The 3,296-nt window shown below is 55.9% G+C and carries 1 rRNA gene; it reads right to left on the reverse strand.

Features of this window, described 5'->3' with window-relative positions:
• Nucleotides 1–30 precede the first annotated feature (30 nt).
• Nucleotides 31–3,156: ribosomal RNA gene (locus E8D37_RS19635) — 23S ribosomal RNA — on the reverse strand.
• Between the last annotated feature and the right edge of the window lie 140 nt (nucleotides 3,157–3,296).

Genomic DNA, 3,296 nt, shown 5'->3' on the forward strand with positions numbered 1-3,296 from the left:
TGTTTGTTTGTGTGTGCAGTGTAGGAGTGTGGTGACAAGCCCTCGGCCTATTAGTACCGGTCGGCTGGGCATTACTGCTGTACACCTCCGGCCTATCAACCCAGTCATCTACTGGGGGCCTTACCCGGTTAACCCGGTGGGAAACCTCATCTTGAAACGTGCTTCCCGCTTAGATGCATTCAGCGGTTATCACTTCCGAACGTAGCCAACCAGCCGTGCACCTGGCGGTACAACTGGCACACCAGAGGTTCGTCCATCCCGGTCCTCTCGTACTAGGGACAGCCTTTCTCAAGTTTCCTACGCGCGCGGCGGATAGGGACCGAACTGTCTCACGACGTTCTAAACCCAGCTCGCGTGCCGCTTTAATGGGCGAACAGCCCAACCCTTGGGACCTACTCCAGCCCCAGGATGCGACGAGCCGACATCGAGGTGCCAAACCATCCCGTCGATATGGACTCTTGGGGAAGATCAGCCTGTTATCCCCGGGGTACCTTTTATCCGTTGAGCGACCACGCTTCCACATGCCGTGGCCGGATCACTAGTTCCGACTTTCGTCCCTGCTCGACATGTCTGTCTCACAGTCAAGCTCCCTTGTGCACTTACACTCGCCACCTGATTGCCAACCAGGCTGAGGGAACCTTTGAGCGCCTCCGTTACTCTTTAGGAGGCAACCGCCCCAGTTAAACTACCCATCAGGCACTGTCCCTGATCCGGATAACGGACCTAGGTTAGACATCTAGTACGACCAGAGTGGTATTTCAACGACGACTCCACACACACTGGCGTGTGCGCTTCACAGTCTCCCACCTATCCTACACAAGCCGAACCAAACACCAATACCAAACTATAGTAAAGGTCCCGGGGTCTTTCCGTCCTGCCGCGCGTAACGAGCATCTTTACTCGTAGTGCAATTTCGCCGAGTCCATGGTTGAGACAGCGCCCAAGTCGTTACTCCATTCGTGCAGGTCGGAACTTACCCGACAAGGAATTTCGCTACCTTAGGATGGTTATAGTTACCACCGCCGTTTACTGGGGCTTAAATTCTCCGCTTCGGTGTTACCACCTAACAGGTCCTCTTAACCTTCCAGCACCGGGCAGGAGTCAGTCCGTATACATCGTCTTACAACTTCGCACGGACCTGTGTTTTTAGTAAACAGTCGCTTGGGCCTGGTCTCTGCGGCCATCACCGCTACCACCTGCAAGAGGTGTCACGGATCCGGCCCCCCTTCTCCCGAAGTTACGGGGGCATTTTGCCGAGTTCCTTAACCATGGTTCGCTCGATCGCCTTGGTATTCTCTACCTGATCACCTGAGTCGGTTTCGGGTACGGGCGGCGCGTAGCTCGCTAGAGGTTTTTCTCGACAGCATAGGATCACCTGCTTCCCCCGAACGGGGTCCCCATCATGTCTCAAGCATATGATGTGCGGATTTGCCTACACATCGCCCTACACACTTAGCCACAGACAACCATCGCTGTGGTCAGGCTACCTTCCTGCGTCACCCCATCGCTTGACTACTACCGGATCGGTTCCCATGCTCCACACACACGCCACAACCCCGAAGGGAAGCAGTCACGGTGCTTCGGATGGTTAGCATCACCGGGCTCGTCATGGGCGCTACTTTGCCGGTACGGGAATATCAACCCGTTGTCCATCGACTACGCCTGTCGGCCTCGCCTTAGGTCCCGACTTACCCAGGGCAGATTAGCTTGACCCTGGAACCCTTGATCATTCGGCGCGCGTGTTTCTCACACGCGATTCGCTACTCATGCCTGCATTCTCACTCGTGCCCCATCCACCCCTAGATCACTCTGGAGCTTCACCCGGGACACGACGCTCCCCTACCCAGCCACACCCCCGTTAGAGGTTACTGAATCACCAGTGTGTGACTGCCATAGCTTCGGCGGATGACTTGAGCCCCGCTACATTGTCGGCGCGGAATCACTTGACCAGTGAGCTATTACGCACTCTTTCAAGGGTGGCTGCTTCCAAGCCAACCTCCTGGTTGTCAATGCGACTCCACATCCTTTTCCACTTAGTCACCGCTTAGGGGCCTTAGCTGATGGTCTGGGCTGTTTCCCTCTCGACTACGAAGCTTATCCCCCGCAGTCTCACTGCTGCGCTCTCACTTACCGGCATTCGGAGTTTGGCTAACGTCAGTAACCTGGTAGGGCCCATCGGCTATCCAGTGCTCTACCTCCGGCAAGAAACACGCAACGCTGCACCTAAATGCATTTCGGGGAGAACCAGCTATCACGGAGTTTGATTGGCCTTTCACCCCTATCCACAGGTCATCCCCTCAGTTTTCAACCTAAGTGGGTTCGGTCCTCCACGCGGTCTTACCCGCGCTTCAACCTGCCCATGGATAGATCACTCCGCTTCGGGTCTTGATCGTGCGACTGAACCGCCCTCTTCGGACTCGCTTTCGCTACGGCTACCCCACACGGGTTAACCTCGCCACACAACGCAAACTCGCAGGCTCATTCTTCAAAAGGCACGCCGTCACCCCAACACCCCCAAAGAGGGCAGCCGGGCTCCGACGGATTGTAGGCACACGGTTTCAGGTACTATTTCACTCCCCGCCAGGGGTACTTTTCACCTTTCCCTCACGGTACTGGTCCGCTATCGGTCATCAAGGAGTATTTAGGCTTAACGGGTGGTCCCGCCAGATTCACACAGGATTTCAGGGGTCCCGTGCTACTTGGGAAGCAGCATACGCAGTCACAGACTTACACCTACGGGGCTATCACCCTCTACGGCGGCCCTTTCCAAGACCTTCAGCCTCACCTGTGATTTCTTACTGCGCCCTACACCGGCAGATGCAGAACAGCGCTCCCACAACCCCACACGCACAACCCCTGCCGGGTATCACATGCGCATGGTTTGGCCTCATCCGATTTCGCTCGCCACTACTCTCGGAATCACTATTGTTTTCTCTTCCTACGGGTACTGAGATGTTTCACTTCCCCGCGTTCCCTCCACACACCCTATTTTATTCAGGTGCAGGTAACTGGACATGACTCCAGCTGGGTTCCCCCATTCGGACACCCCCGGATCAACGCTCGGTTGCCAACTCCCCAGGGCTTATCGCAGGCTCCCACGTCCTTCATCGGCTCTTGATGCCAAGGCATCCACCATGTGCCCTTCATAGCTTGTCAACACACACCCAACAACACACACAACCACACCCCCCCCCACCCTTGGTGAAACCACCAAGGACAAGAACGCACGCGCCTGCATGATGAAGCCGAACATGCATCCACATGAATCACTTCACGCCACGAACGAACAAACAAAA

Origin of the sequence: Nocardioides sp. GY 10127 (assembly GCF_004919085.1) — a bacterium.
GTDB lineage: Bacteria > Actinomycetota > Actinomycetes > Propionibacteriales > Nocardioidaceae > Nocardioides.